Annotated in this window: 23 protein-coding genes and 1 other annotated feature; of the genes, 6 read left to right on the top strand and 17 right to left on the bottom strand. The window is 41.3% G+C overall.

Annotated elements, in window-relative coordinates; translation table 11 throughout:
• Positions 1-260: 260 nt before the first annotated feature.
• From AABM38_RS11920 to AABM38_RS11900, 5 genes are read right to left on the bottom strand one after another with little or no spacing between them, the layout of a single operon-like run.
• Positions 261-401: a hypothetical protein gene (locus AABM38_RS11920; RefSeq protein ID WP_423410583.1), complete on the bottom strand. Its 141-nt coding sequence runs from the start codon at positions 399-401 to the stop codon at positions 261-263.
• Between the two features lie 12 nt (positions 402-413).
• Positions 414-626, bottom strand: coding sequence for a heavy-metal-associated domain-containing protein (locus AABM38_RS11915; RefSeq protein WP_423410582.1), 213 nt, complete (start codon positions 624-626; stop codon positions 414-416).
• 14 nt (positions 627-640) lie between these two features.
• Positions 641-1138: a DUF1641 domain-containing protein gene (locus AABM38_RS11910; protein ID WP_423410581.1), complete on the bottom strand. Its 498-nt coding sequence runs from the start codon at positions 1136-1138 to the stop codon at positions 641-643.
• Positions 1113-4094, bottom strand: a complete 2982-nt coding sequence (gene fdhF, locus AABM38_RS11905; RefSeq protein ID WP_423410580.1) for a formate dehydrogenase subunit alpha — start codon at positions 4092-4094, stop codon at positions 1113-1115. The genes AABM38_RS11910 and fdhF overlap by 26 nt, the downstream gene beginning before the upstream one ends.
• Positions 4087-4962 carry a formate/nitrite transporter family protein gene (locus tag AABM38_RS11900; RefSeq protein WP_423410579.1) on the bottom strand — a complete coding sequence of 292 codons (876 nt, stop codon included), beginning with the start codon at positions 4960-4962 and terminating at the stop codon, positions 4087-4089. Before AABM38_RS11900 ends, fdhF begins: the two co-directional genes overlap by 8 nt.
• Positions 4963-5065: 103 nt before the next feature.
• Between AABM38_RS11900 and AABM38_RS11895 the strand changes: the two genes are divergently transcribed.
• Positions 5066-5284 carry a hypothetical protein gene (locus AABM38_RS11895; protein WP_423410578.1) on the top strand — a complete coding sequence of 73 codons (219 nt, stop codon included), beginning with the start codon at positions 5066-5068 and terminating at the stop codon, positions 5282-5284.
• Between the two features lie 49 nt (positions 5285-5333).
• Here AABM38_RS11895 and AABM38_RS11890 read toward each other — a convergent pair whose 3' ends face one another.
• On the bottom strand, positions 5334-6716 hold the full coding sequence (locus AABM38_RS11890) for an LVIVD repeat-containing protein (RefSeq protein ID WP_423410577.1): 1383 nt from the start codon (positions 6714-6716) through the stop codon (positions 5334-5336).
• A gap of 717 nt (positions 6717-7433) precedes the next feature.
• Between AABM38_RS11890 and AABM38_RS11885 the strand changes: the two genes are divergently transcribed.
• Positions 7434-8216 (top strand): SDR family oxidoreductase, encoded by a 783-nt coding sequence (locus AABM38_RS11885; protein ID WP_423410576.1) that lies wholly within the window; start codon positions 7434-7436, stop codon positions 8214-8216.
• A 112-nt stretch (positions 8217-8328) separates the two neighbouring features.
• Here the strand turns inward: AABM38_RS11885 and AABM38_RS11880 are convergent, their stop codons facing one another.
• From AABM38_RS11880 to AABM38_RS11850, 7 genes are all read right to left on the bottom strand, one after another.
• A complete protein-coding gene (locus tag AABM38_RS11880) occupies positions 8329-8721 on the bottom strand; it encodes a VOC family protein (RefSeq protein ID WP_423410575.1) in 393 nt (130 codons plus the stop codon).
• A gap of 104 nt (positions 8722-8825) precedes the next feature.
• A complete protein-coding gene (locus AABM38_RS11875) occupies positions 8826-10004 on the bottom strand; it encodes an amidohydrolase (RefSeq protein ID WP_423410721.1) in 1179 nt (392 codons plus the stop codon).
• Positions 10004-11233: a Zn-dependent hydrolase gene (locus AABM38_RS11870; RefSeq protein WP_423410574.1), complete on the bottom strand. Its 1230-nt coding sequence runs from the start codon at positions 11231-11233 to the stop codon at positions 10004-10006. The genes AABM38_RS11875 and AABM38_RS11870 overlap by 1 nt, the downstream gene beginning before the upstream one ends.
• Positions 11234-11250: 17 nt before the next feature.
• Positions 11251-12444, bottom strand: coding sequence for a hypothetical protein (locus AABM38_RS11865; RefSeq protein WP_423410573.1), 1194 nt, complete (start codon positions 12442-12444; stop codon positions 11251-11253).
• A gap of 556 nt (positions 12445-13000) precedes the next feature.
• Positions 13001-13675 (bottom strand): Type 1 glutamine amidotransferase-like domain-containing protein, encoded by a 675-nt coding sequence (locus tag AABM38_RS11860; RefSeq protein ID WP_423410572.1) that lies wholly within the window; start codon positions 13673-13675, stop codon positions 13001-13003.
• 23 nt (positions 13676-13698) lie between these two features.
• Entirely contained in the window at positions 13699-14256 is a 558-nt protein-coding gene (locus AABM38_RS11855; RefSeq protein WP_423410720.1) for a GNAT family N-acetyltransferase, read from the bottom strand.
• An 87-nt stretch (positions 14257-14343) separates the two neighbouring features.
• Positions 14344-14591, bottom strand: a binding site (T-box leader).
• Positions 14592-14666: 75 nt separating this feature from the next.
• Complete coding sequence (locus AABM38_RS11850) at positions 14667-15548, bottom strand: aminoglycoside 6-adenylyltransferase (protein WP_423410571.1); 882 nt, start codon at positions 15546-15548, stop codon at positions 14667-14669.
• Positions 15549-16153: 605 nt separating this feature from the next.
• On the opposite strand from AABM38_RS11850, the gene AABM38_RS11845 reads away from it, so the two are divergent.
• On the top strand, positions 16154-16612 hold the full coding sequence (locus AABM38_RS11845; RefSeq protein WP_423410570.1) for a DinB family protein: 459 nt from the start codon (positions 16154-16156) through the stop codon (positions 16610-16612).
• Between the two features lie 56 nt (positions 16613-16668).
• Here AABM38_RS11845 and AABM38_RS11840 read toward each other — a convergent pair whose 3' ends face one another.
• From AABM38_RS11840 to AABM38_RS11825, 4 genes are all read right to left on the bottom strand, one after another.
• Positions 16669-17340, bottom strand: a complete 672-nt coding sequence (locus AABM38_RS11840; protein WP_423410569.1) for an NAD(P)H-dependent oxidoreductase — start codon at positions 17338-17340, stop codon at positions 16669-16671.
• 99 nt (positions 17341-17439) lie between these two features.
• Positions 17440-17964 carry an AAA family ATPase gene (locus AABM38_RS11835; protein ID WP_423410568.1) on the bottom strand — a complete coding sequence of 175 codons (525 nt, stop codon included), beginning with the start codon at positions 17962-17964 and terminating at the stop codon, positions 17440-17442.
• A gap of 49 nt (positions 17965-18013) precedes the next feature.
• Positions 18014-18556, bottom strand: a complete 543-nt coding sequence (locus AABM38_RS11830) for an HD domain-containing protein (protein WP_423410567.1) — start codon at positions 18554-18556, stop codon at positions 18014-18016.
• A gap of 99 nt (positions 18557-18655) precedes the next feature.
• Positions 18656-20890, bottom strand: a complete 2235-nt coding sequence (locus AABM38_RS11825) for an FUSC family protein (RefSeq protein ID WP_423410566.1) — start codon at positions 20888-20890, stop codon at positions 18656-18658.
• Between the two features lie 252 nt (positions 20891-21142).
• Between AABM38_RS11825 and AABM38_RS11820 the strand changes: the two genes are divergently transcribed.
• The 3 genes from AABM38_RS11820 to AABM38_RS11810 all read left to right on the top strand — a co-directional run bounded on the left by AABM38_RS11820 (position 21143) and on the right by AABM38_RS11810 (position 25355).
• The gene (locus tag AABM38_RS11820; RefSeq protein WP_423410565.1) at positions 21143-22450 is read left to right on the top strand and encodes an alkaline phosphatase family protein; all 1308 of its coding nucleotides are present in this window, start codon (positions 21143-21145) and stop codon (positions 22448-22450) included.
• Positions 22451-22556: 106 nt separating this feature from the next.
• A complete protein-coding gene (locus tag AABM38_RS11815; protein ID WP_423410564.1) occupies positions 22557-23828 on the top strand; it encodes an MFS transporter in 1272 nt (423 codons plus the stop codon).
• A gap of 63 nt (positions 23829-23891) precedes the next feature.
• The gene (locus AABM38_RS11810; RefSeq protein ID WP_423410563.1) at positions 23892-25355 is read left to right on the top strand and encodes a M20 family peptidase; all 1464 of its coding nucleotides are present in this window, start codon (positions 23892-23894) and stop codon (positions 25353-25355) included.
• Positions 25356-25514: the final 159 nt, after the last annotated feature.

The following is a 25514-nucleotide window of genomic DNA, read 5'->3' as shown; positions in this document are numbered from 1 at the left end:
TTCAATAAAACGAATGCAATCAAAATAATGACGGGTGAATCCTGCTTTATTTCACTGCAATATAATTTCGTCATTTACCTTATCAACAATCAACCAATCCGTTTCTGTTGTATACCCCTTGCAATGTGCCCTTTTATAATAAGCGATTTCTATCATAATTTCTTTTAAGCCAAGCCTTTTCCCTTTTTTTGCACAAAAAAATCCAGGCGGTAGCCTGGATTTAGATTAAAGACATAATCGGGAAATTTGCTCACTTCAAATCAAAACGCCCAGTCAGGCAATGAATGTACTTTCCGATCTTCACGGCAGTTTTCACAAATATGGAGCGTGACTGCTTGGATCATTTCATCATTCTTGTCCTCAAAATCCTCTTTTATTCCGCAAACCTCACACAGTCTCACAAAATCACCTCATCAATCACTAATTAGATTAAATCCAGCTTCCTTAACTACCTGCTCAAAATCGTCAGAAGACGCCATCCGTTCATCGTACTTAATTGAAACCGTCTTATGCTGGGCATTTGCTTCGGCTTGGGAAATCCCCCAGACGTGGAGCAAGGCCTGGGTGATTTTATCAGCGTCTTCCTTCGAATCAAGATTACCTACGTGAAAAACTTGTTCCTTCATTTACGACACCATCCTTACTTATGGTCTTCCCTATTCTTAAGGAAGGCTTCGCCCATTCCCTCTAGAAAATCGACCATTGTTGTCATTGCTGCCCGGATTTCAGGACTGCGCAGCCTGATTCTCATTTTCCAGATACTTTGTTTCTTGCCTTTTTCGCCTGTCCTGGACATCCGTTTCAGCCCAAGCGTCACTCCCTGCAAAAGTGTTTCCAGCTGGGCAGGCTGCATGGCGCCAAGGAATTTAAACAATCCGAATCCGCTTTTAATAATATTGTGGACTGCTGGCTGATTGATCTGCTGCATCGCGATCACGCCTACGTCGTTCCGCTGCTTCAGCAAGGAGCTAGCTGAATCAAACACACTTACTTCATGAAGCTCTTTTGTTAACTCTATGAAAGAAAGTACAGCTTCTTTGTTGTCAGCCAGTGCTTTAAGGATCTCATCAATGGCCTTGTCCTGCTCTTCTTTCAGGTTAGGAACACCCCTGCTAATTTGCCTGATCGGTTTCGCCATAATGCCCCTCCTTCAAATCGTCGATTTCGGAAATTGGGATATAATCAGAACGCAGCCACTTTTCCTCGACTTTCACACTGATTTGGGGAATCCTGTTCCCATATCGGTGATTGTGCTTAGGAAGTGGTGGTTCACCGGTAGTTTCAAGCACTTCCATTTTTACGCTCATTTCCTTATAAGCAGGTGTATGGGTAACAATATCGTGATAGCTGCTAGTTAGTCTATTAACTGCTTCGTTATCTTCAGAAGAATTCATCGGCAAGTACAATTCCTTGCCCTTCACCCTGTCAGTCACAATAACGCGAACTTCCACATGACCATACGGAGAAGTTAATCTAACAAGTGCACCATCTTCGAGATTACGTTCAGCAGCAAGCTCAGGAGAAATTTCCAGCCACACATCAGGCACCTTATGCATTAGCCCTTCCGTCTTATGTGTCATATTTCCTTCATGGAAATGCTCGAGCAATCGGCCGTTGTTCAAATGTAAGTCAAATTCTCCTCCTGGATCAAACGGTATCGTCCATTCAACCGGGAACAGCCTCGCTTTTCCATCCGGGAAACCGAACTTATCTTTATATAGCAGTGGAGTGTCCGTTCCATCCGCTTTTACAGGCCATACTAGAGATTCCCATTCTTCCAGGCGTTCATAGCTTACGCCAGCAAACATTGTTGCTAGCTTAGCTGCCTCGTCCATAATTTCAGATGGATGCTGATAATTCCAGTTTGCTCCCATCCGATTCGCAAGCTCTTGGAAAATCATCCAATCCGGCTTGGAATCACCCATCGGTTCGAACACTTTGTAAAACCTCTGGATCCGTCTTTCTGTGTTCGTAAAGGTTCCGTCCTTTTCAAGGCTCGGAGCAGCTGGTAAAATGACATCCGCAAATTGAGCGGTTTTACTGAAGAAGATATCCTGGACAACAAAGAAATCCAATTTCTCAAAAGTCGAATCAACATAGTTTGAGTTCGCATCGACAATGGCCATATCTTCTCCAAACAGGTAAAGCGCTTTGAGCTTGCCTTTATTGATGGCTTCAACCATATGATGATTGTCATAACCAGGGTTTTCTGGAAGCTTAACGCCCCATGCCTGTTCATACTTTGCCCTGACACCCGCATCCTGTACAGGTTCATATCCAGGCATCCATGGCGGCAGAGTTCCAAAATCGCATGCCCCTTGAACATTGTTATGCCCGCGCAACGGATATGCGCCGGTACCTGTTCGTCCATAATTCCCTGTAACCAAAAGCAGGTTCGAAATGGCTGTGCTTGTGTCAGATGCCCCCATATGCTGGGTTACACCCATCGCCCACAGCATACAGACTGACTTTGCTTCTTTGATCATTTCAGCGAGACGGAGCAGCTGTTCCATGCTGAGTCCTGTTTTTTCCACAGCATATTCCAGAGTGAATTTTTCCAGCGAAGCCCTGAATTCCTCAACTCCGTTCACCCGATCCGCAAGGAATTTAGCATCCTCCCAGCCCTGATCAAAAAAGTATTTGGCAATCGCGTTGAGCATGATGATATCTGTTCCCGGCTTTGGATGGAGATGGAGATCGGCGCGCTGAGCCAGTTCGTTTTCCCTTAAATCAACCACAATGAGCTTTTGGCCAAAAAGCTTATGAGATCGTTTGATACGTGTTGCCAGCACCGGGTGGGACTCAGCTGGATTCGCACCAATAACAATAACAAGCTCTGATGCAATAATATCGTCCATTGTTCCTGAATCACCGCCAAGTCCGACCGTCCTCATTAACCCGGTTGTAGCTGGTGACTGGCAGTAACGTGAGCAATTGTCTACATTGTTAGTGCCCATAATTCCACGTGCAAACTTCTGAAATAAGAAATTTTCTTCATTTGAGCATTTGGACGATGCGATATAGCCAATCGAGTCAGGTCCAAACTCTTCTTTTATCCCAGTCAACTTTTCTGCGATCAGCGAAAGTGCTTCATCCCAGGTTGATTCAACAAATTCATCACCTTTACGGATAAGCGGTTTCGTCAAACGTTCCTCGCTGTTAACGAAATCCCAGCCCCATTTTCCTTTTACACAGGTTGAAATGCCATTTACCGGGGCTTCGGTCTTCGTCTGGATTTTCAGGATTTCCCGATCCTTCGTCCACACCTCAAAGCTGCAGCCGACACCACAATACGTACATACGGTTTTAGTCCGTTTGATCCTAGCCTTCCTCATCGCAGCTTCCACTTCAGATACGGCAAAAATTTCGCGATAGCCTGGTTCCACTTCTTTTGTCATATCAATCATTGGAGCGAGGATGTTTGGAGCGATTCCAGTCAGGAAGCCGGCGTTACCGAGCATTGATTTTTCCATTAAAGCATTGCACGGACAAACATTTACGCAATGGCCGCAAGAAACACAAGAAGATTGATCAATTGGCACATCATTGTCCCATATGACACGAGGCACTTCACGGCTCCAGTCAATGGTCAGTGTTTCATTCACCTGCAAATCCTGGCATGCTTCCACACAGCGGCCGCACAAAATACATTGATCCGGTTCATAACGATAAAATGGATGCGAATTATCCGCTGGATAGGGCTTTGCCTCGAACGGATACTTTTGATGGGCGAGCCCCATATCCTCAACAGTGTTATGAATCGTGCAATTGCCATTGTTGTTATCACAAACCGTACAGTAAAGCTCATGGTTTTTCAGGATGCGCGACATTGCCTCATATTGTGCAGACTTTACCTGTTCGGACATTGTATCAACCTTCATGCCAGGCTCTGCTTTTAACGTACAAGACCTTGCCAATTGTCCATCGACCATGACATAACACGTATCACATGTCTGGATGGTTCCAAGATCGGGATGATAGCAAATCCCTGGAATAAACACATCCTCTGCTCTTGCTACCTCAAGAATCTTCTGCCCTTCAACAGCCTGATATTCCTTGCCATTGATGTTTACCGAAAAACGAGTGTCACTCATTCCCATGCCTCCTTAGTCCTGCTTTACTCATGCCCTGTCTTCTCATATTTGCTTTTCCGCTGCCTTGTCTCTTTTTTACTTCTTTGCTGGTGCCTTCCTCCATCGTTCCCCTATAAGCAATCCAGTAAATCAAGGAGACAAATATACTGCCGCCAATCGCATTCCCGATGAATACAGGAATGAAGTTTCCAATGAAATCCTGCCAGCTGTAATACCCAGAAAAGATGGCTGCCGGTATCACAAACATGTTCGCGACAACGTGCTGGAAACCGATTGCTACGAAGGCCATGATCGGGAACCAGATTCCAAGAATCTTTCCGCCAATATCCTCTGCGCCATACGCAAGCCACACAGCTAATCCAACAAGCCAATTGCACCCAATCGCTGAAACAAGTGACGCTAAAAATCCTTCCTTCAGTTTTCCACCGGCAATCGCAACGGTTTTTTCAAGATAAGGACCATGTGAAATTAACTCGGCTACATGTCCAAAAAAATATGCGACGAACAATGCTCCTATAAAGTTAAATACAGTGATCCAAAACCAATTTTTAATAAGTCGTCCAATTGAAATCTTCTTTGAAAAGAATGCCATCGATACCGCCATCATGTTGCCGGTTAACAGTTCACCACCGGCTATAATGATAAGAATAAGGCCTACCGGGAAAACAGCAGCTCCGATCAGCGAACTTAATGTTCCCCACTCCTTAGGTAGATCTGCGATCACACGGATATCAAGCAAATAACCAAGGGATATAAAGGCACCTCCGAGAAATCCCAGCACCAGAATACTTGCAAATGGCAGATTGGCCTTCTTTTGACCATGCTCAGCCGCCAATTGGGCAATCTTAAATGGCGCATGAAAACCCATCCATATCAACTCCTTTAAATTCCCTAATAATATTTACAATACTGGGAAAATTATTTAGCATAATCATGATAATTTTTCACGAGAAAAAGGTGAGGAGATAATAATGGATAAAAACCTGTTACTTCAGCGTGTTCATTCTATGATTCAATCATCAACAAAGCGGCCAAAGTACATGACGGTTTCTACAGTAAAAGTTGCTGACATATTTGGAGTCAAACCGGAAGAAGTGGAAAAGGGATTGGAAGAATTAATTGCAGAAGGCTATTTAAAACAATCGAAGCTCGATAGCCCGCCATATCATGATATTTATTTATTGCCTTAAAATTGAAAAAGCACATTCCCGAAAGAGAATGTGCTTCATCTAATTCATCTTATTCTGTCAACCCCTGAGAAGATGAACCTCCTGATTTTTGGAGTACTTTCAACCCTGAGCCGATATCTGAGGCAAGTACATAGTTCCGGTCAACGAATACTCCCCAGATATTTGATTTGCTAGGGATATACATGCCTGTTTGTTTTGGAGCGGATGGGTCAGTAATATCTACAGTTCGGACACCGCCTGAGTAATGCGATAGATATAATGTGTTTCCGTGAACCTTAGGATCATGGACAGTCGCTCCGTTAGGAATGGTTTCAGTAAAATCGGTTCTAAAGGAGCTTAATAGCTTTGGTTTTGATTTATCTTTAATATCATAAATCATCGTATATCCGTAAGCTGACTCGAAACCTTCTCTTGTTGGGCCGAAAATCTCCCTGGTTTCAACAAGGACCGTTCCGCCCTTTGCAAGATCCATGGAATGTGCTGCTCCTTGAACATTATTTGCAAAATCGGTTCTTCCAAGATAGACCGGATTTTCCGCATCGCTGATATCAAGCATGATCGTGCCTAGATCCCAGTATGAAAGGAAAGCTGTTTTTCCGGTTTCATCTGTTTTTACACTGTGCGCGAATGCAACTCGCTTAATGCCTTCCTCATCCGTCCAGTTGTAGCCGTCATAGTTTTCATCACTTACTTCAGGGATATAATCACGTGGATTAAACTGATAAATAGTAGCTGGATTATTAGGATTTGATACATCCACTATAGATACATCCATTTTCTCGCCATGTGAGTAATAGTCTGCATAGCAGTCAGCCGTCAGAACATAGACATTATCACCCTGAACTGTTAAATACAGTTCGTGGGTGCCCCTTGCTCCTGACGAAGAAGATTCCCAGAATCCAAGCTTTTTAGGCTCGCGGGGATTTGTAACATCATAAAGCACGAAACCTCCCTGGGCGTTTGGATCCTTTTGATCCATTTTTTGTACACTTACCGCAGCCAAATCTCCTTTAAAGTGCTTCGTATTTACAGATTTGACGATTACTTTCTCCTGCCAGGTGCCCTCGATCTCTGCAAAGGCTGCAACCTCAACAGGATTGGAAGGGTCCTTCATATCAAAAACGCGGACTCCGCCGCCTCCGCCATTTGCTCGATGCGTGCCTAAATAAGCAAACCCTTTATGAGCGTATACATCTCCTGTTGAGTTCTTTATACCTTCTCGGATTTCTTTCAAAGGCACTGCAGCTACTTCCTGAAGATTGCCTGTGTTCTTACTGCCTTCAATCAATGGAACAGCCAATTCTACACCAGCCAGATTATCGCCCTTTTCAACTCCTCCGCCAATCTCATCATGTGCAAATACAGATGTTCCTCCCGCGGAAAATACCAATGCACCTGCCAATGCGGTATTGACTATAAGTTTCTTTTTCAAAATGTATTCCTCCCTTTTCCATGAAATAAATAAACCACTTATGTAGTAGTCCTGTAGCACCCTATTTCTCACTGAACAATAATTCGGGTTCTGAAATAGTGTGATTTAAATAATAAGGAATATTCAGCCATTTTTATATAACCTAGATTTCCTAATGTTTCTACATTATTAGACAAGCCTAATTCCGACCTTTTTTACCAGAAAAGTTGGGAAACTTGCACTTTACACTACAATGGACTTGTAAAATGTCGTGTCTATTGGACCTATTTTGGATTTTGGCTCTGTTAAACAAGTCTGTTGATTTTCGTTCCAGGCACTTCGCTTTCCGCGGGGCTGGCGCTGAGCCTGCTCGTTACTTCGCTCCTGCGGGGTCTCACCTGACCAGCTAAGCCCGCAGGATATTGATTTGCTTCCTCGAACCTGCCCACGCACGATGGAAATGCGTTAGCATTTTCGGAAGAGTCTTCGTGCCTTCCACTACAATCAACAGGTATTAAAAAATAACATTGGGCTTTAACAGAGCCTAGATTTTAAACCAGTTCTACATGATACCATCTATGGATATGGTACCGAAGAAAAAGTATATGGAAATGAATTTAATTTAAATAAAAGAATGTATAGGTGTGGCCTTGAGCTTTAAACAGAGATGCCAGTTTTATAAACCTTCAACTTGGGCATATGTAACAATAATTCATATTTCAAAGGGAGGCAGCAAGATTGAGTCATTTAAAAGAAAAGGTTGCTTTTATTACTGGTGCTAGTTCGGGAATCGGCAAAGCCGCCGCAATAAAGCTTGCAAAAGAAGGCGCAAAAATCGCACTGATTGATATAAAAGAAGAAAACGCCAAGGCAGTGAAAGACGAAATCCATGGAATTGGCGGCAGCGCTCTCATTTGCGAATGTGACATCTCCAAAGCGGATGAAGTTCAACTAAGCTATCAAAAGGTGATCGAGAAATGGGACAGGATCGATATTGTATTTGCCAATGCGGGGATTAATGGCGTGATTGCACCAATAGAAGACCTTTCTTCTGAGGACTGGGATGCGACAATCAACACTAATTTAAAAGGGACTTTCCTTACTGTAAAATATGCTATTCCACATATGAAGAATAGCGGAGGCAGTATCGTTATAACCAGTTCAATCAATGGCAACAGAATATACAAGAATTTTGGCATGTCAGCCTACAGTACTTCTAAAATTGGCCAAGCCGGATTTGGTAAAATGGCTGCTCTCGAGTTAGCGCAATATAAAATCAGGGTAAATACCATCTGCCCGGGTGCGATTGAAACTAATATCGGGCAAAATACCTTCCCACAGGAAGATAATTTGGAAAAAATCAAAATTCCTGTGGAATATCCTGAAGGCAATCAGCCTCTCGAAGAGCGATCGGGAAAACCTGAGCAAGTTGCAGACCTCGTATTCTTTTTAGCATCAGATATGTCATCACACATCACGGGAACTGAAGTCTATATTGATGGAGCAGAATCACTATTGTAGAAAGTGGCGCTTAGGATTCATCCTGTATAACACTTCTGATCATCAAATAACAAGGCGAACAACATATTATGTTGTTCGCCTTGTTATTTACTAGGACTGCATTAAAGATACTTCAGCAATTACAAATCATTAATACATTGCCATCCAAATCCTGAAAATTAAAATAAGCAAAATCACCAATTTGCTCGATTTCTTTTACCACCTTAATATTGTTTCTCTTAATAAATTGATAGGCTTCATGAATATCAGAAACAAAGAAATTAAACAATACATGCTCGGATGGCTGTAATTTGAAATCTTTATCGAATGAATGTTCATCTAGCGTTAGTCCTGTTTCACTTGTAACAGGGATATTATATACAGGAGATTCAACTTTCTCAGATACATATGGAATTCCAAGCAGGTTGCTGTACCATTCTGCTGATTTTTTTAAGTCACTTACATGGATGAATACATTGTTTACCTTGCAGGAAATTGGAGAACTAATCGAATTCAACTTGATCACCTCTTTAATTAATATTCTATATATACAACAAAGCAGCATAGATTACCTTTATAATCCACAAAAAAGTAAAAAAGAGAACCAGTATAGGCCTCCTCATTTACATACTATTTTTGGTTCAAATATGACCATGCATACTGAGCATACAGCTCGGCTCCAGTAGCAAGTGCATCCTCATCGATATCGAATTTGCCATGGTGGTGATCCCATTCCGTATCTTTATCAGGGTTTCCGCTACCTACGAGTGCAAAGCTCCCAGGTACTTCATCCAGATAAAAACTGAAATCCTCTCCACCCATCGTCGGTTTTTCATTAAATACTACGTCCTCACCAAATGCTTCAGCGGCAACCTTTTGGACGAGCATCGCACTGGCCTCATCATTGATAACCGCCTGTGTCCCACGAATATATTCAACTGTGGCTGTTGCTCCATATATGGCTGCAACCTGTTCAGCATAATGCTGTAGCTGGGTTTGAATGTGGTCGCGTGTAGCTGGATCAAAGCATCTCACGGTTCCTTCAATCACTGCATTTTCAGCGATGACATTGAATCGTGTGCCTACGACCATTTTACCAACCGTCAGGACTGCTCCCTGTTGTGGGTCAATTGTTCTTGAAACAACGGTTTGTACATTCATTACAAATGAGGAAGCAACAATTGCCGCATCAATGCATGCTTGAGGGATGGCGCCGTGACCTCCTTTCCCCTTGAAGGTGACTTTGAATAAATCCGCTGACGCGAACGATGGTCCAGGTGTGCATGATACTTTATGAGTTGGCATCTGCGACCAAATATGTATGCCGAAAACATTGTCTACTCCATCCACAGCACCCTGCTTCACTAATGCCTTTGCGCCTTCTGCGACTTCTTCGGCCGGCTGGAAGAGTAAGCGAACATTTCCAGGGAGTTCATCTTTTATTTCGTTTAATGCTTTTGCCGCAATCAACAGCATGGCTGTATGGGCGTCATGGCCGCAGGCGTGCATTTTCCCTTCCTCTTTGGAGGCATATGGCAGGTCCTTGTTCAGCTGTTCAACAGATAGGGCATCCATATCTCCCCTAAGCGCAACAGTTTTCCCAGGGTTACCACCTTTTATTTCAGCGATCACTCCTGTTGGCTCTGTTCTTCGGTATTCAATTCCCAAGTTACCTAAATAGTCGCATACAAATTCAGTAGTCTTATATTCTTCCCAGGAAAGCTCCGGTTCACTGTGGAACTTCCTTCTTAATTCAGTAAGTTCATCTTTATATTCTTTGAATGCTTCTTTTAATTTTTGATTGATCATCATTCTGCCTCCGTTAAGTTCTTGGCTGTCTCGTAAAAAATTTGCACTGCTTTTGCGATATCCTTTGAATCAGACCATTCCTCTGGACAATGGCTAAGTCCATTTTTGCTGGGAATGAAAAGCATCCCTACGTCTGTGTAATCGGAAAAGACCATTGCATCGTGCCCTGCACCGCTGTTGATTGAACAATATGGTATTTGAAGTTCTTCACTTTTCTCTTTTAAAAGAGAGCGGATTCCTTGATTTAATTCTTTCGGCTGGATGTATAATAGCTCTTCAACACATGTCTTTATACCATTCTCGTTAAAGGAAGAAATGAGCGATTTCGTTTTTTCTATTACATTCAATACATTCGCTTCTTTCCCTGATCGAATATCCACAGAGAACACTACTTTGTCTGGAATAACATTCGCTCCGTTTGGAAATACATTGAATCGTCCGACGGTTACAACCGTACGCTCACCTTCTTCATCCGCAAGTCCTGGCAGCTGGCTAACAATCTTTGCAGCCGTAACAAGGGCATCAGCCCGCCGGTCCATCGGTGTTGTCCCGGCATGGCCAGCCTGTCCTTCCACTGTAACCTCCAGTTGGGTCAATCCAACAATAGCTTCCACAACACCTATAGGAATCTTCTTTTCTTCTAATATAGGTCCTTGTTCGATATGCAGCTCAAGAAAAGCCTTCATCGTTTTTGGGTCTCGACGTCTCACAAGTGTTGGATCTAAACCGATTTTCACCATCGCTTCCTCAGTAGTAATCCCGTCCTTATCCGTCAGGCTTCTGAAATCTTCATCACTGAGGAGACCAACCATTCCTCTCGAACCCATCAAACCGCCGCCAAATCTAGAACCCTCTTCCTCAACAAGTGCGACAACTTCAAGTGGATATTTAGGTGTCACGTTATTTTTTCCAAAAAGCGCCGCCACTTCAAGAGCTGCAACTACACCAGCAGGGCCGTCAAATGCACCACCATTCGGAACTGAGTCAAAATGAGAGCCCACCATTACAGACGGTGCGTCTTTTAAAATCCCTTCAAGCTTGCCAAAGATATTTCCAAAACCATCCTCTCTTACCTTAAGTCCGTATTCTTTCATCTTCTCCTTAATATAATTACGTGTCTGAAGATCTTCCGGGCTATAAGTAAGGCGTGTGGTTCCTTTCCCTGGAGTGGCAGTAAAATCACTTATGTTCACAATGTGATCTTCAATTCGTTCCTTTAGTTGTTTCATGACATTTCCCCCTATCCTTACAATAATCCTACAAAGATACCTGCCAGAACCACCGATACGATCGTTACCGTTACGAACCCGCCGACGAGCATTGGCGGCAGCATATGGCTTGTCAGTGCTTCACGTTCTTTTTCATCATCTGTCAATGATTTGATTACCTCATTTGTAATGATGTAATCAGCGGGGAATCCGTAAAGAGCAGTCAATGACACTGCAAAAGCCATTTCCTTGCTGACCTTAAGGATTTTTCCTGCAATGAAAGAGAAGATATACATCCCGATGACACCAAGGATAATCGTACCGATCAGAGGAACAATGATTTCTAGCAGCATGCCTGGCGTTGCCTGCTTTAAGCCATCAAAGATAAAGAGCATCAATACTAATATCGCGATCCCAAAACCGTTCGCCTTTTGCAATGCCTGTTTCTCAAGGAATCCGGCGCTTGTTGCAATGACTCCAAATAACAAACAGAGAACAAACGGACTAATTGACACGACTGGAGCCAAAAGTGTTGAAATCTGATAGGCAAGAAAGGCTACTAATGAAAGCCTGAAAAATTTAAAGAAATCTGTATTGTATTTTTCCGGCATATTTTTAAAAAGCTTGAGTTCTGCAACTGGTGCTGGTTCAGCAGCAGCAGCCACTTCAGCATTCGCTGCAGATAATCCCCCTTCACGGTATTGCTGAAGGAGTCTTTTTCCTTCCTTCTTTAATACGAGAGAGGTCAATGGATATCCGGCAAACCCCTGCATGACATAAATAACGATTGCGAACACCGAAAGTGAGGCAAGGCCAGCCTCTTTTGCTCCTTCAGACATGATCAAGGCAGATACGACACCACCGACTAATGGAGGAATAGCTACGACCATTGTTTGGAACCCGAAAATGAGTGTCCCTACACTTAACAAGACGGCAATGATTCCCAAGATTCCGGACAAAGCAATAACAATGGTTTTCCATTGATTTTTTAATTCTTTAAGAGAAAGCAAAGTCCCCATATTAGTAATCAATAAATACATCATCATTACCGCGACAGCAGATGGTACACCCGCCAGTGCTACGATTTCTTTCGGAAAAAACGTCCAGTAGCCAATCAGGAACAGGACAGCTGAAATGAACATGGAAGGAATCCAAGCTTTCGTTCGAACAGCAACGAGATCACCTACCAATAAAATGAATACAACAATAACCAAAGCTAACATCTGTGACAAAAGAATCCCCCCAATTTCTAGATGACTTACATCTTTCGTCATACGAAAGAAAAAAGTTATTAGGAGAATAATAATATAGTTATATAATTCAGTCAATTATAATTTTTAGAATTTTCAGATGAAAACGTTTACTTGATAAACTTCCTACTAAATACCTAAAAGTATTATTTATTTGCTATACCTTTTTAAAAAAATAAACCATCTTTTTTTAGATGGTCCCAGCTTGTCGACAAAGATACAGGTCACAGATCAATTATTGAAAACCTGTTGATTGGAGTGGAAGGCGCGCAGACTCCTGCGGGCTCAAGCTGGACAGGTGAGACCCCGCAGGAGCGAATCGACGAGGAGGCTCAGCGCCAGCCCCGCGGAAAGCGAAGCGCCTGGAACGGAAATCAACAGACCTGTTTTACTGCCCACCCAAGGTAAAAAACTATAGACAAGCCCACTATAATCGAGTTTGTCTACAGTCTGAGACCATCTATTTTTAGATGGTCCTCCATTTAAATTTATCTTTTAATTCACCTATCACATTATAAAACATAAAAAGCAGACTTCTCTAAAAAGGAATAACAATTTTCTCACTTTTAATAGTATAAATTGATAGATTTGAATCCTGATTCTGAATAAAATACCCATTCGATTCCAATTTCGAGGAATACAAAGAGCCTACATTTTTTTCTACAATCATCATCGTGTGATCATCTAACCCGATGCCACTAAATCCTCTTTCTATCAGCAAATTGTGAAAAGCTTCTGCTCGATCCTGATAATTGTAGTGAGACATGATACAGCCATTAACAAATCCTAATCCCTCTACTATTGTATAACCCATCTCCATTTCATAACTTCCAGCAAAAGTAAATAATGCATGTGCTCCTGCACTAAACCCGGCTAATATAGTACCATTTTCAAATGCCTGATTCAGAAAGGGTATTACTTTTGATTCTTTTAGTTTGTCAATTAATTGAATAGTCGATCCTCTGCCAAAATAAATGAGATCTGCTTCAAGCAGCAGATTTTCCAATCCTGGCTGTAGTAATTCTACTTCACATCCAAGTAATTCATAAATTTTAAAGAATTGTTGATAATTCTCTTCATCATCCGTTGATGCATAAGGGATAAAAATGACCTTTGGTTGATCCTTATTAATAAATTTCCGTATCTTCTCTTCTAGATAAGGATCAAAATCTCCACCATTAGTACCGCCGCCAATTGCAATGATTTTCCCCATGATAATCTCACTTTCTATACTGATTATGTATTTATTAATGCATAAATACAGGTGTCCGTTAATATTTTTCCGTCTGCTGAAAGGTCATCATTTTTGAGGATTCCTTCTAAGGTATAGCCTAATTTTTCAGGTATTCTTCGACTTTTAATATTCGTAGATTCGACCCTAATCTCTATTCTGTTAAAATGAAGGTCCACTATGCCAAGGTTTGAAACTGCTTTGACCGCTTCGGTAATATACCCGTTTCCGCTGAATTTGGTGTTGATCCAGTAGCCGATTTCCCCTTTTGGAATATCCCAATTGATTCCCTGCAGGCTTGCTGTTCCTATAAATTCATTCGTATTCTTAAGGAAAATAAGAAAGCGAAAACTGTCTCTTTTTTGAAATTTAATAAATGCGTTTCTCAAATTTTCTTCTGTCTTTTCAACAGCTGGGATGCTCTGGGCAAATGGCATCCATGGTTTCAATTCGTTATAAGATTCCTTGATGGCTTGATTAACAATTTGGCCATCCCCTGTTTGACAGGGCGCTCTTAATATTAATCTTTCGGTTTCCAACTGTGATGGGACATCAATGAGCATAGGGTGCAATGTATTTCCCCTCCGTATCATTCCTTTAGTTTTCTTAAAAACAACAATAAAAAAACCCCCACCCCCAAGATTATGAATCTTGAGGACGAGAGTTGAAACTTCGTGGTACCACCTCAGTTTGCCGATACATCACTATATCAGCCTTTTCGGGTACATCTATACCCTATCTCTCTATCGGGAGAAACCGTCTTACAATCCCTAATCAAATTAGCTTAGTAAGAAACTCCGAGGTTTTATTCGTTAAGCTGATTTTTACTCCCTTTCACCGGTCAAGAGTTCTCTGTACAAAACCATACCTTAACTACTCATCTCTTCAGCGTCTATGAATATAATTTTTATAATATTAACAAATAAATCCAAGGACTGTAAATATTTTTTTACAGTAAATTTCAATAACTTTCCTAAAAGATACTCTCTGCATCTGCCGGCAATTGTCTGATATGCATAAGGTATTCAGTCATATTTCGATCGTCATGGATCAGGTATTTGAAAGAAAGACCTTCTGCCACCTCTAGTGCTAATTTCCTGAACAATTCGCACGCCACAAAAATGGATTTCCAAAAATTCTTATAGTTATGGTCTGAATACGTTTCTTTATACATCTGCCAGTAGGGATTCGGTAAATAGTTCTTAAAGTATTTCCCCATTTTCCCAGCAGAAACTTTAAAATCATGATTCATACCAATCCACCATGAAATCATCTCATCCAATCTTTCCCGGATGACAAGATTAAACATTTGTTTCGCATAAGGCAGTTCATCTCGCCAGATTCCTTTTCCAACATTCTGCAAGCACCACCAAAAGTCATTGCAGCAACTGAAGTAGAATGCATCTGTTGGCCTTTTTACCCAGTAATCCATATCTGTTGGTTCAGGGATGGCTGGAAGGATATTGTCCTTATCCATTAAAGCGACGGTAAGTTTATCTTGGAGATAATTTTCCATCATCACTTGCTTCGTTTCAATATGCAAATCAATCCGGTTCCCATCTTTGAAAAGCATTAAATAACCATAAGACCTGTCAAAGTCCATTGCCATACCAACATAATGGTCATTCTTATCTGGTTCCTGAATCATCAGTAGATCCCCGAAGTTGGAAGTCCAGTCTGCATCATTTATGAAAGAAGCAGTCTCTGTAACCACATAAACAATATCGAAATCCTTGAAAATATCCTTTGGAGCCTTGGGATTCGTTCTTGAACCATTCATATACACAGCTCTAATCCGTTCATCCTTTTGAGCAATCTCTAAGATCAAATCATACATTTCTTTTTCAGTTCTCATCTGTGAATACCTCAGCTTTCACTTTTAAACCGCTGTTGTAAGGATTTCTGTATTTTGGCCTGCATACAAATTAATCCTTGTCTGCTTTCCCCTCAGTCAGGTCATCAAAAGGAGTATATTCGTTGCTTGGCAATTTACCTTTTTTAAATATATTATAAATCGAGTAAAATACAACAAATAACATGATTGAAAGTAAGACATAAACCATTTGTAACACAGCCTTTCACTAGGTTATTTATCAAACTTTTATTAAAACTAACTTAAAAAAACAAATACCCCTTTAATAATATGTTACTTATTCTCCATTCAGGTCGGATTACCTTTCCACAAAAAGATAAGCCGCCGCCATTAATAAAATTAGGAGGTCATGTTCTGGTCATAGTCCTTACAATCAAGATAATGAATTCTTACATTTTTTTAATCTGCCCAGCTATCCAAAAACCCCATTGACCTTACATCCAGATTTTATTAGGGTTTTACGAATCTATTAATTAGAATGATTATGCTCAATAATCAGTTTAGCATAATTATCCAATTTCTAATGCAGGATTATATAGGTTACTATCGAATACCTTAGCTAGAAAAAGATTAAGGGAGATACAAATATGAAAAAACGACATGAAGTATTATTCACTCAATTAGAATCTTTTCGCAATTATATTTTGGGAGTTGTTGAGCAAGTAACAGCTGAAGAAGCAGACCTCATCCCACAAGGCTTCAACAATAACATCCGCTGGAACCTGGGGCATATTTATTTAGATCAGTACCTGTGGATTCAAGCATTAACGAAAGAAAAAGCGCCTGTTGCTGAGCAATTTAAAGAGTGGTTTGGTTATGGAAGTTCACCTGCAAACTTTACTTCTGAGACGCCTTCTTTTGAAGAATTAAGAAATCTGCTAAAAGAGCAGCCTGCAAAGATCAAAGAGGAATACGGAAATAGGCTTGAGGAAGAATTCCCTCCTACTGAAATGGGCATGCATACGATAGAACAAGTACTGACTAGAACGATTTTTCATGAGGGAATGCACCTGCAAACCATTTTAGATATTAAGAAACTATTATAGCGCAAAGTAAAAATGCTAAAAGACAGTTGTCTTTTAGCATTTTTACTTTGGTGCTTTTAGACCGGCTGATAAAACGACAAAGCAGGAACATCATCAATCTCAATAAGCAAAGCAGCATACTCCTTTAATAAAAGCTCCCGTTCTTCTTCTGACAAACTCTGTACGCCCCAGCCAACAAATGGCTCCAGCACTTCAAGACCACAATAAAATAGCTTTTCGTGATGAACGGAATATAAGCGATCTAGTAAGGGTCCTTTCCGCGATCCTTCCCCATATTCATCGGGTGATCCACCGGTTGTGATGGACAGCATTGCCTTTTTACCTTTTAGTAAGCCCTTTTCGAACCGATGACCGCCTGCATAAGCGAATTTATAAGCTAAAACCCTGTCAAACCAGCCTTTTAAAATGGCAGGAGGATCCGTCCACCATAATGGGAATTGGAAAAGAATCAGGTCAGCCCACTTTATTTTCGCCTGTTCCTCAGCAATATCCTTGGCAAAGCCCTCTGTATCCGATGCATACGCCTGTTCCACCAGATAATGAAAGTAGTCAGGATTTTTCATTTGCAAAAAGTCACCCCGGCCCCCGACGGGATTAAAATTCATCTCATATAAGTCTGATACTTTTACAGAATGTCCTTGGTCCATCAATGTCGTGACTGCAGTATTTTTCATTGCTGCATTAAAAGACTTTGGCTCAGGGTGCGCAAACACGATTAAAATATTCACTTGGGCATCTCCCTTTAAAATTGTTAATCTGTTCGGAATAAATGTTAATTTTAGATAAGCTGTAAATTGTACTTTACTGTTGATAACAGAAAACTTTCGTTAAGAATTGATATATTCTATGGCTTCCAGAATATAATCCTCCATCTGCCGTCCAGTATTAACCACAAGATACGGATAACCCGCTGGCTTTTTGCTATTTTCTATCGTGAATTTGAACGCTTCTTCCGACTGGATTTCCTCGATTTGGCTGATCATTCTTTCCCTATTTTTCAACCTTAAATTGATTTCCTCCATATCATCTAGATAGCATTCAACATATTTGTAACTGGCACCATACTTTTCAGCTAACTGGGTGCCTTTTTCAACCATTTCCTCATATAGACAAGGACTATCGAATATAACACTTTGTCCTTGTGCCAAATGGAAATCGATTAAGGACCAATCTATATTGTATGAAATTTTCCCCGCTAGTTTTGGGTCAATCGGTGCTTCATTGAGTGTATGTACTAAGGCAGACTTTACGATATCGTGATCAATGATCAAAGCTCCTGTTAATTTGGATATATTTCTTGCAAGAGTGGATTTACCTGAACCGGGAAATCCAGACATTTGGACAAAAAACACTGTGAATTCCTCTCTTCTCTACATATAAAGCTTGAAACAAAAATGATTCTTACATTTCAGGAAATAAACGCTCCACTTCCATCTTCAATTCCTCCAGCAGCGGAAAAGTGGATTCCGCGCCGAGGCTCTCAATAACATTCCTGTAATACCATGCCTGCTGCTCCAGTCCGCGCTTGAACCTGGTCCATACTTCCTCCCCATCTCGGTCGACATCCTGGGAAATCGATCTGACGTTATGGAGCTTATCAGCGCATGCAACTACTCGAATATCTTCAGGGGCTGTTTTTAAATACTCAATGGTGTGCTCTTTCCGCTCCTCCCATGATAATGATTTATCTGGTTCTGAGCATCCTGCAACGATTTCAGCAATTTCATTTCCAAATTCACGTTTAATATCTTCTAACGTGATCTCTGTATCCTCAACGGTATCATGTAAAATTCCTGCAGCGACAAGTTCCTCCTTATAACCGGCCTTTTGTAAAATCAACCCCACTGCAGCGGGATGCGCGATGTAAGGGATTTTCGTATTTTTACGGTACTGGCCTTCATGGGCCATTGCAGCCATTTGCAATGCTTTATCACTTAAAATCAATCAAGCTTCCTCCTATTCCAGACTATTAGAGAAATATATTCGCTTTCTATCAGGAAATTCCCTCCTAACGTATAAGCACAAGAAAAGGAAGAAGCATTTTTACTTCTTCCCTTCATTTAATTCCATTCCTAACTCCACAAGCGATTTATTTATCCGCCAAACATAGTAAAGATGATGGATCAAGTCCTGCTGTGACTGTGTTCTGGTTGGAGCAAGCCGTTCAATCTGCTCTCGTTCATTTTCCAATCCAAGAATCGGATCATCCTTTTCTTCACCTTTAAGAAGTGAAATAATTAACTCGATATTATGCTCCAGTTTTTCTTCAATTTGCTTAAAAATAGCTAGTAAATGTTCAGGGTAGTCAAATCCTTTTCGATAGGAGGATGCGACAAGATGTTTTGCATAATAATTGATGGCCGACATCACTGTTATCCACCGGGTAATAGTAGTATCGCTCGGTGAACCGGGACGGTGCAAAAGTGTTTCAGCCTCATCCATAATCGTTTTTAATTTATTATCCAAATTTATGCCGCGTTCAGATAGTTCCTTCACGTTTACTTCTTCTGTAAAACTCCTTACATACTCTGCCACATATAGGTTCAGGTCTTCAAAATAATCATTGATTGTTTCTGATACTTTTGTTGTTGTTTTCTTCGGAAAAATAACCATCGAAACAGCAAAGGCAATTGCAGCACCTGCAACAGTATCCAGTATTCGAGCATTCATCAGAGTGAAAGTGATTCCTCCAAGCAAAAGGTCGTACATAAAAGCAATCATCATCGTAATAAACACGCTCATCAAAGTGTAGGATGTTTCAATAAAATAAAATGCTAAGAATACTACAACGAAAATCATGAAGACTTCAAGAACGGATTGACCAGAAAGCATTTTTGCCATGACAAAACCTATCACAGCTCCAGCAACGGTACCAAGAGAGCGCCTGACTCCCTTTGTGTAAATCCGGCCAATCGATTCTGTACCAAGCAGGACAATATACGCTGTCAGCAAGACCCAATAAGGCTGCCCGGGTGAAAGGAATTGCCCAGCAATGATCGATAATATACTTGCAACCAACGCCTGATAAGCTTTTTTGGTTGACGGTTTAAGGCCTTGATCTTTATTATCAACACTTTCATCTGATTCTTTCCCTGCCACATGATCTGCTGCCTCATCTATCTTCTCATAATTATTTTCTTCCGTTTCAACTGAACCTACAGATAATTCATTTTCAAATTCAAGATCCTTTTTGCCAAGAAGCGATTGTTGGATTGTTAAGGCCCCTTCGATTACATGGTTAGCGATCGATTCAATCCTGCGAATTAAGAAAAGCCATCCCTCCGGCTTTTCTTCGCTATTAAATAAATCGATAATTAACAGTCTGAGTGACTGTACAGCCAGTTCAGCCTCTTGCAGATTCTGATTTTGATAATCATGTGCAAGGACCTCTGCATCACGAAGAGTTTCCATCACCCAAACGAGCAAGCGTCTTAATTCGTCAATTTCAAGTGCTTCTGCATTTTTCAATCTTTGTATCGAATCTGCCAGTGTCTCAATCAGCATGCCAGTGTCAAATACATATAGACGCAGCTCTGCAGATCTCAGGCCGGGCCAGAGTTCATGAATATCCTCATCTTTTATATAACCAGAAACGACGATCGCATATTCCCTCAGTTTGAGGACATGCTTCCTGAGATTCTCTCTTTCTTTTTCGCTCAAGCCATTTTCCTGAATACCTTTTATTAAAATGTTAAAGGTAAGATTACTTTGGATGTGAAATGAAAGAATGCCCCTTTTTAAATTTTTTGCTGTTGCCTGAAAAAGGATAAAATTAATCAAAAATGCATATCCGACACCGATCCAAATCCCCATAAAAAACCATGGAATCTGATCAGCTGTTAACTTCAAAACGGATGAAAAATAGACCGTTATGAATCCAATCATGAACAGTGAAAAATACCGGACACCGAACCGGGTTAAATAAAAGCTGCTAAATATAGATAGGATTAACAGAACATCTATGTATATTGAGTTCCCTGCAAAGAAAGAACCTAACGTAATACCGATCATGGCAGAAATTCCGAGAAGTAACGTGGTTAGTTTCTTTTTAGTATATGTATCGTCCAATACAACCATGATGCCAAGCATTCCCACTACACCGGAGACAATGGCCGGAGTAAAAAGCGCAAGCCCAGCTGTTCGCAAAATAAATAGGGTTGTAAACACTGAAGCAATCAGACTGATTGTTGCTCGGGCAGCTTTATGCAATCGAATTTTTCCTGGGTCAGAAGCTAAAATTCTCCCTAGCCAGTGATGTTTTCTATGTAAGTCCTTCATTCTGCCACCACACTTTTCTAATGAACTAGTTTTTCATTCTACCATTCATTTATTTTCTATCCAAACTTAAGGTTGTACCCTTTTATTTTTACCCAGAAATGCAATAGGTGAAAACTGAACAGCTAATTATAAATGGCGGTCATATATAAAAGTTTATCAATCAACTCAGATGAGTATTTATTCATAATTCTCTCTATTTCTCCAGAATCTTCTGCTATATTAATACTATAGAACGACTTTTTGGAGGCTGCTATGAATCAACTTACAGACCATTTGATCGTAATCTCTTTCGATTGCCTTTCTGAGCATGATGTTCCTTCGCTTCAGAAACTGCCGAATTTCAAGGCTTTTATCGACAAAAGTTCATATTGTACGAAAGTTGATACGATATATCCTTCAGTAACTTATCCGTGCCATGCAACAATTGTTACTGGCAATCTGCCAAACCGGCATGGCATCGTGAACAATACCTTCGTCCAGCCAGACAGAACTTCCCCAGACTGGTATTGGCACCGCAAGCATGTAAAAGGGACTACTCTCTACGATGAGGCCAAAAAGGCAGGAATAAAAACAGCTGCCCTGTTATGGCCAGTTACTGCGAAAGCGGATATCGACTACAATATGCCAGAGATTTTTGCGAATAGGCCTTGGCATCATCAGATTCCGGTTTCACTTTTTAACGGAACTCCATTATATCAGCTTGAAATGAATTCTAAGTTTGGGCACCTCCGCAAGGGGCTCAGACAGCCTGAGCTTGATGATTTCGTTCTTGAATCATCAGTTGAAACAATCAAGACAAAGAAGCCAGGTTTGATGCTGATTCACTTTGTTGATCTTGATTCACAACGGCATATGCATGGTTTTTCATCATATGAAGCTAAAGCTGCACTACGCCGTCATGACAAACGGTTAGGCCGGATTATCGATACACTAAAAGTGGCTGGTATCTATGATCAGACAACCATTGCAATTCTTGGAGATCACAGCGCACTTGATGAGTCTAAAGTAATCAAATTGAACGTATTATTTAGAGAACGAGGACTTATCCAAACGAGTGCAGCCGGCAAGGTAACCGATTGGAAAGCTTATTGTAAAAGCTGCGATGGTTCGGCCTATATTTATTTGAAGAATGAAAACGACCATGCAGTGAAAAATGCTGTTACAGAGCTTTTAGGAGAACTGATGAAAGATAGCAGCAATGGAATAGAAACAATCATTACTGGCCAGGAAGCGAATGCCAAAGGTGCTGATGGCAATGCATTCAGAATGCTTGAAGCTGCCCGGGGATATTATTTTAGCGAAGCAATTGACGGTAATTACATCGAAGAAGTTACTAAACACGATGCAAAAACGAAGAAATATACGTACGCCTGCCATGGATACTCCCCTGACAAGGAAGGGTACCACACCGTTTTCTTCGCAGCAGGAAAAGGAATTCGTCCAGGGATTGCAGTCCGTTCCATGCATTTGGTAGACGAAGGCCCAACATTTGCGCGGCTGCTAGGTCTTGACCTTGGAAATACAGACGGACGCATTGTTGATGGAATTTTGGATATATAGTTTGTTTCACCAGGTTATTCGAAAGGTCAAGAAGGAAATTGGTCATTCGGACTAGAACTTTGAGATTAGTAAATTGATAAAAATATTTTTCACTGGGGGCCAAAGTATGAAAGGTTTTACGAAAGAGGAGAGCAGCTGGATCCGCTATGACTGGGCTAGTTCCGCTTATTCGATCATCATTTCGACAGCTGTATTCCCTCTCTTCTACAAAGCAACAGCCACGAATGCTGGTGTCAACCTGTCTAACTCGACTGCTTATCTCGGCTACACGATTGCGATTGCGACCCTCATTTTAGCGATGATTGGTCCAATACTCGGTACCATCGCCGACTACAAAGGAATGAAAAAACGTTTTTTTACCATCTTTTTCACACTCGGTGTCACCTTTACAGCAATGCTGGCCTTTGTCCCAAGCGATAACTGGCTGATGATGCTGGTCATTTATACACTCGCCGTCCTGGGCTCGACCGGTTCCAATGTTTTCTATGATGCATTTATCGTCGATGTTACGACAGATGAACGCATGGACAGAGTATCAGCACGCGGATATGGCATGGGCTATATCGGAAGCACGATCCCTTTTATCATTAGTATCGCTATCATTATTTTAGCTCAAACAAAGGTTCTTCCTATCTCGGTGACATTGGCAAGCCAAACAGCATTTATCATCACTGCACTTTGGTGGGGACTGTATTCGATCCCTATGTTTAAAAATGTCCACCAGAAGCATTATATCGAGCGCGAGCCACAATTAGTTTTACAGAGCTTTAAACGCCTGGCAAAAACATTCAAAGAAATCAGGAAGTACAAGGCATTATTTTTATTCTTATTAGCTTATTTCTTCTATATTGATGGTGTTGGTACGATTATCACGATGTCCACTGCATACGGCACCGATTTAGGAATCAGCTCTACCAATCTATTAATCATTCTATTTGCTACACAAGTTGTCGCCTGGCCGTTCGCGCTTCTATTCGGAAAGTTATCTGAGAAATATACCGGCAAAAAAATGCTTTATGTTGGCATTTTCATTTACATCGTCGTTTGTATTTATGCTTACTTCCTAGAAACAACAACCGACTTCTGGATTCTGGCAATGCTGGTCGCAACATCACAGGGTGGCATTCAGGCATTGAGCCGCTCCTACTTCGCAAAGCTTGTTCCAAAAGCGAACGCAAATGAGTTCTTCGGTTTTTACAACATTTTTGGTAAGTTTGCTTCCATCATGGGCCCGCTAATGGTCGGCTTGACGGCGCAGCTGACAGGCAATTCGAGCATGGGTGTTTTCAGCCTTGTGATCCTGTTCGTGATCGGCATGGTGATCCTTGCCTTCGTTCCGGAACCAGAAGCAGAAAATCAGGCACCTGAAATCGTATAGTGAGCAGCCTCTGGGATTCCAGAGGTTTTTTTATAAATTTCAAGTTTAAGAGGTGTTCCATTCATGAAAAAGGTCAAGTTGGTCCTCTCAATAATTGGTGGTCTCTTTGTGTTATTTCTAATCATCACTTTGTTTAACACGTTAACGTTAAAAACCCTTCAGCCAGCTCCCAACACTCATCTCTCTTCAATAAATGAAGACAATGCGATTCAAAATCTCTCCAAAGCGATTACCTTTAAAACGATCTCTTACCAGGATCGAAGTAAATTTGACTATGCTGAATTTGAACGGTTCATTTCTTTTTTAAAAGAAAGCTACCCTCTTGTTCATGAAGAGCTCCAATTGGAAATGGTAAACAAGTATGCCCTTGTTTTTAAATGGAGAGGAACAGATTCCAATAAGCTTCCCATTGGGCTGACAAGCCATTATGACGTCGTGCCCATTTTGGAAGGCACCGAGAAAAAATGGGAGCATGGCCCATTTTCAGGCCGGGTTGCCGAAGAGAAGATTTGGGGCCGTGGCACGCTGGATGACAAAGTTGGCGTAATCGGCATTCTTGAAGCTGCAGAAAACTTGCTGAAAGAAAACTATAAACCTGAACGGGATCTTTATTTCATGTTCGGTTTTGATGAAGAAATTGGCGGAGACGAAGGTGCAAGCAAGATTGTCAGTGGGCTAGAATCAAGAGGTGTGAAATTCGAGTACGTTCTCGATGAAGGCGGCGCAATTGTAGAAAAAATGGTGCCAGGTGTCAGCCAGCCTGTCGGGGTTGTCGGCATATCAGAGAAAGGTTCAGCAACTGCAGAATTGTCCATTGAAGGCAGCGGCGGCCACTCTTCACAGCCGAAAAATGAGACGAATATCGGGAGTATTGCCAGAGCGATTGCAAGGCTTGAGGAAACACAGTTCCCTGCAGACCTTAAAGGCGCAGGAGAGAAGTTATTTGATTTTGTAGCACCAGAAATGAGCTTTGGAATGAAATACGTGTTTGCCAATAAGATGATTTTTGAACCAGTCATTGAAAAAATACTTTTACAGCAGCCCGCTTCAGCCGCTTTAATCAGGACAACAATCGCCCCAACGATTTTCCAGGCTGGAGAGCAATACAATGCACTCCCAGAAAAAGCAACAGCGATCATCAATCTTCGTCTCCTGCCGGGAGATTCATTAGACGATGTGAAAAATTTTATTGTAAAGACGATAGATGATCAGGATATCAAGGTGACAGTCACCGGAAATGAAGCTTCTGGCGTTTCTTCCGTAAAAAGCTGGCACTTCAAATCCATTCAGCAAAGCGCCAAGAATGTATATCCCGACGCAGTCATCGCACCTTACCTTATGTTCGCAGGCTCTGATGCCAGACATTATGACACGATTGCAGAAAATACCTATCGTTTTTTACCGGTACAGCTAACATCCGAAGACCTGAGCAGGATGCATGGCACGAATGAGCATATTAGCATTGAGAACTATCTTAACGCTATTAAATTTTATATGGAGATGATGAAGGAAAGTAATCTGGAATAGCACTATAAGCTCAGTGAAAGCTTTTACTGAGCTTTTATGGCTCTCCTGCTTGCTATATATATAAATAGTTGTGTTCGCTAGGAACACTCTTCATTCCTTTTAAAACTAGAAAACTGCCGAAAATACTATAATAGAATGAACGCTTTTTCAAACTATTTT

This window comes from Heyndrickxia sp. MSNUG (assembly GCF_049532715.1).
GTDB lineage: Bacteria > Bacillota > Bacilli > Bacillales > Cytobacillaceae > Mesobacillus.
The sequence above is the reverse complement of the archived record's forward strand: the minus strand, read 5'-3'. Positions and strand labels throughout refer to the sequence as shown.

Bases quoted from the DNA above. Each gene is read 5' to 3' on its own strand.
- AABM38_RS11915 (WP_423410582.1), bottom strand. From the start codon at position 626: ATGAAGGAACAAGTTTTTCACGTAGGTAATCTTGATTCGAAGGAAGAC.
- AABM38_RS11910 (WP_423410581.1), bottom strand. From the start codon at position 1,138: ATGGCGAAACCGATCAGGCAAATTAGCAGGGGTGTTCCTAACCTGAAA.
- fdhF (WP_423410580.1), bottom strand. From the start codon at position 4,094: ATGAGTGACACTCGTTTTTCGGTAAACATCAATGGCAAGGAATATCAG.
- AABM38_RS11900 (WP_423410579.1), bottom strand. From the start codon at position 4,962: ATGGGTTTTCATGCGCCATTTAAGATTGCCCAATTGGCGGCTGAGCAT.
- AABM38_RS11895 (WP_423410578.1), top strand. From the start codon at position 5,066: ATGGATAAAAACCTGTTACTTCAGCGTGTTCATTCTATGATTCAATCA.
- AABM38_RS11875 (WP_423410721.1), bottom strand. From the start codon at position 10,004: ATGATCAATCAAAAATTAAAAGAAGCATTCAAAGAATATAAAGATGAA.
- AABM38_RS11870 (WP_423410574.1), bottom strand. From the start codon at position 11,233: ATGAAACAACTAAAGGAACGAATTGAAGATCACATTGTGAACATAAGT.
- AABM38_RS11860 (WP_423410572.1), bottom strand. From the start codon at position 13,675: ATGGGGAAAATCATTGCAATTGGCGGCGGTACTAATGGTGGAGATTTT.
- AABM38_RS11855 (WP_423410720.1), bottom strand. From the start codon at position 14,256: ATGCTCATTGATGTCCCATCACAGTTGGAAACCGAAAGATTAATATTA.
- AABM38_RS11850 (WP_423410571.1), bottom strand. From the start codon at position 15,548: ATGAGAACTGAAAAAGAAATGTATGATTTGATCTTAGAGATTGCTCAA.
- AABM38_RS11845 (WP_423410570.1), top strand. From the start codon at position 16,154: ATGAAAAAACGACATGAAGTATTATTCACTCAATTAGAATCTTTTCGC.
- AABM38_RS11825 (WP_423410566.1), bottom strand. From the start codon at position 20,890: ATGAAGGACTTACATAGAAAACATCACTGGCTAGGGAGAATTTTAGCT.
- AABM38_RS11820 (WP_423410565.1), top strand. From the start codon at position 21,143: ATGAATCAACTTACAGACCATTTGATCGTAATCTCTTTCGATTGCCTT.
- AABM38_RS11815 (WP_423410564.1), top strand. From the start codon at position 22,557: ATGAAAGGTTTTACGAAAGAGGAGAGCAGCTGGATCCGCTATGACTGG.
- AABM38_RS11810 (WP_423410563.1), top strand. From the start codon at position 23,892: ATGAAAAAGGTCAAGTTGGTCCTCTCAATAATTGGTGGTCTCTTTGTG.